General features: G+C 68.5%; 2 protein-coding genes. Both read left to right on the plus strand.

Going from position 1 to position 3,895, the window contains the following annotated elements:
* The first annotated feature begins 113 nt into the window (after positions 1–113).
* Entirely contained in the window at positions 114–1,853 is a 1,740-nt protein-coding gene (locus ACTIMF_RS17320) for an ABC transporter transmembrane domain-containing protein (RefSeq protein WP_442351521.1), read from the plus strand.
* A complete protein-coding gene (locus ACTIMF_RS17325; protein WP_442351522.1) occupies positions 1,850–3,703 on the plus strand; it encodes an ABC transporter ATP-binding protein in 1,854 nt (617 codons plus the stop codon). Before ACTIMF_RS17320 ends, ACTIMF_RS17325 begins: the two co-directional genes overlap by 4 nt.
* The last annotated feature ends 192 nt before the right edge of the window (positions 3,704–3,895 follow it).

The raw sequence follows: 3,895 nt of genomic DNA on the forward strand, positions 1-3,895 counted from the left end.
GTCCTGCCGGCCTCAGTGTTTGCAAGAAGTAAGGCTCCCCATAGTAGCGTGCGGAGTGACGTGAATCAGAACGACGAGCCGAAGGAGGGGCGCATGGCGACGACGGTGTTCGGATGAGCGATTGGCGTCGCGGGCGGCTACCCGTCTTCTTCGAAGCGGCCGAGCATCAGCCCGACCACCGTCCGATCGCTGTGGACGCCGAGACGACACCGCGGAAGCTGGTGTTGCGCACCATGTTCGGCAATCCATCTCGAACGATACCGGCAGGCGTTCTCACCGTCTGTCATCAGATCGGCGAGGCGCTCGTCCCGGTGGTGATGGGCGTTGCCATCGACCGGGCGATCAAGACCGGGGACTGGTCCGCGACCCTTCGTTGGGTGCTGATCCTCGGCCTGCTGTTCGCCTTCCTGTCGTTCAGCTACCGGTTCGGTTCGCGCATCGGGTTCCTGGGTATGAACACGATCCAGCATCGGCTCCGCACTCAGGTGACCGATCGAATCCTCGATCCACGAGGTATGTCCGGCGGACAGCAGCCCGGCGTCCTGCTGTCCATCGCGACCTCGGACGTGCAACGACTGTCGATGTCGGTCGCGCTCGGGCTGTATCCCGTCGGCGAGCTGGCATCGGTGATCTTCTGCGGGGCGGTGCTTCTGTCGATCTCGTGGCAGCTCGGCCTTCTGGTGTTGCTCGGTGCGCCCGTGATGCTGTGGTGCTTGGACAAAGCCGGTTCGTCGCTGCGCGCGCGAAGCGAAGCCGAGCAGCGGGCGGCGGGCGAGGCCGCGGGGACCGCGACCGACCTGGTGACCGGTTTTCGCGTCGTCAAGGGGATGCACGCGGAAGCGGAGGCCGATCGCCGGTACCGCACCGCGAGCGATCGTGCGCTGACCGCGGTGATCAAGGCTCGCCGATCCGAGGGCGCCTATGTCGGCGCGATGGAAGGAGTCGCGGCGGTATTCGTCGTCGTGGTCGGCGTACTGGGCGGAGTCCAGGCCGTCAGTGGCGATCTCACAGTCGGTCAATTGATCACCGTCGTGGGCCTCACCCAGGTCGTGATGGAGCCGCTGCGGGCGATGGGCACCAACTTCGGCAAGGTCTGGGTGGCGAGCAACGCATCCGCCAAGCGCGTGCTGATGGTCCTGCAAGCCCCGTTCGCCCGCGAAGCGGGAAGCGACGACCTGGCCGCGGACCATGCGGTCCCGGTTCGGATCACCGGTCTTCCGGTGGGCGACGGCGTGACGGCGGACCTGGAGTTCCCGTCGAGCGGTGTCACCGCAGTGGTGTGCGACGCCGCCTTCACCGCAGCCGCGACGGGGCACCTCTCCAGAGCGGGTGCGCCCGTTGCGACAGTGACCGTCGGGGGCGCACGAGCACAGGACGGGACCGACCTGTACGGGCTCCACGACGCGGCCGCGCTGCGCGCCGTTCGTGTCGCACCGCACGCGACCACCCTCTTCGAAGGCACCGTGGCTGAGAACGTCGCGGTGAACACACCCCCGGACCGGGTCGCGGCCGCGCTGTTCGCGGCGGCATGCGACGACGTCCTCGAAGTGCTGCCGCACGGACTCGAGACCCCCGTCGGCGAAGCCGGACGACTGTTGTCCGGCGGGCAGCGCCAACGTGTCTCGCTCGCGCGGGCACTCGCGTCGACCACCCGCACCTTGGTCCTCGTCGACCCGACGAGTGCGGTCGACTCGGTGACCGAGGCGGTGATCGCCGACCGCCTCGGCCCGACTCGTGCGGGCCTCGCGACGGTCGTGTTCACCAGTTCTCCCACCCTCGTGGCGGCAGCGGACACCGTGGTCACCGTGAGCGGCGACGGCCGGGTGGCGACCGATTCGAAGGTGCGAGCATGATGACCCCAGCGGAGACGAATCCAGCCGAGACGAATCCAGCCGAGACGACCCTTCCGGTCGCGGATGGCCGTCAGACCGCACGCTTCGTGCGGGGACTCTTCGCGGGCAAGCGCGCGGAGTCGGCCGCGGTGTTCGTCGTCCTGCTGGTCGGCGCGGCGCTCGGACTCGCTATCCCGTGGGGATTCGGCGAGATGGTGGATATCGCGACCGACGACGGCGATGTCGCCGAGGTTCTGCGTGTCGGCGGCCTCATGGTGGTCGCCGCGATCGGGTCGGCGGCGCTAACGGGCGTCGGCGTCGCGGTGAGCGCTGGCTTGTTCGAGACGGCGTTGGCGAGGCTCCGTGAGCGCATGGTCGGCGCCGCCTTCCGGCTGCCTCAGTCACGAGTGGAGGAGGCGGGTTCGGGTGATCTCGTCTCGCGCGCGACCGACGACGTCAGCGCGGTGAGTCAGGCGATCTCCCGGGGAGTGCCTGCCTTCGCCCGGTCCGGGTTCTCGGTGGCGGTCACGGTCGTCGGTTTCGCCGCACTCGACTGGCGGTTTCTCCTCGTCGTCGTGGTGGTGGCGCCGGTGTACGCCCTCGGTGCCCGGATGTATCTGAGGGCCGCACCCACCGTGTACCGGTCCGAGCGCGCCGCGATGGCCGGGCGCGCGCACCATATGCTCGGGTCCATCCGGGGCCTGCCGACCGTGCACGCCTACGATCTGATGGATCAGGCAGGCCGACGCGTCGGCACCGGATCGTGGCACGTCGTGCGGTGGACGATGCGGGCCCGGATCGTGCAGAACCGACTCTTCGGCCGAGTGAACCTCGCCGAGTTCGCAGGTATGGCCACGGTCCTGCTGCTCGGCTACTTCCTGGTGGACCGGGACCTCGCGACCGTCGGCATCGTCACCACCGCGATGCTGCTGTTCCTTCGGCTCTTCGGACCGATCGGTGCACTCCTCATGGTGATGGACGACGTTCAGTCGGCTGCGGCGTCGTTGGCTCGTATTGTCGGCGCGATCGCCTCGGCCGACGACGAGGAAGAGGCCATCGAGCGTCCGGCGCAGGTCGGGACGGTCACGAAGTCGGTCCGAACCGACGCGCCGCGCGTCGAGGTTGATGCGGTCTGTTTCGCCTACGGGTCGGGCCGACAGGTGCTCGACAACGCCAGCATGATCATCGAGCCGGGACAGACGGTCGCGGTGGTCGGAACCTCCGGCGCCGGAAAATCCACTCTGGCCGCACTGATCGCAGGCGTGCACGAGCCGGATTCGGGCGTTGTTCGCATCGGTGGGACGAGACTGTCAGCGATCTGCGACGACAGCGCTCCGGTTCTGCTGACCCAGGACGTCCACGCGTTCGCGGGGCCACTCGCAGAGGATCTGCGCATCGCCGCTCCCGACGCTGCTGACGCCGATCTGAAGGATGCGCTCGAGGAAGTCGGGGCGTGGGGGTGGGTGGCGCGTCTGCCCGACGGGCCGAGCACCGTCATCGGCGCGGGCGGACACGCGTTGACCCCCATGCAGGAGCAACAGCTTGCGTTGGCCCGACTCGTCCTCCTGGACCCTCCCGTCGTGATCTTGGACGAGGCCACTGCGGACGCCGACAGTTCGGACGCCGACGTCCTCGAGAACGCGGCGCAAGCGGCACTCGCCGGCCGTACCGCGATGGTCGTCGCCCATCGCCTCAGCCAAGCGGCCCGCGCCGACCTCATCATGGTGATGGAGAACGGGGTGTTCGTGGAGTCCGGAACGCACGACCGACTCCGTACGGCCGGCGGCCGCTACGCCGAACTGTGGGCCGCGTGGAGTCGTTTCCGCGAAGTACCGGGCGTAGCGGGCGGACCGACCGATCGTCGCGCATAACGAACTGCCAGGTCAGTGGGCGTCCGTCCTCGGGGCCTGTGAGCCGGGTCCCGCTATTGCACCTATTGTGGACATGGGAGTCGTGCCGCGTGGCGCGGCGTGGGAAACTCCGTCTTGGGGAAGCGTTGTCCGCAGAGGTGGGACCCGGTTCGAGGAGGGGTGATGGCTGATAGCGCCGACAGGGACACGCTG

This window comes from Gordonia sp. (in: high G+C Gram-positive bacteria), from assembly GCF_052106715.1.
Classification (GTDB): Bacteria; Actinomycetota; Actinomycetes; order Mycobacteriales; family Mycobacteriaceae; genus Gordonia.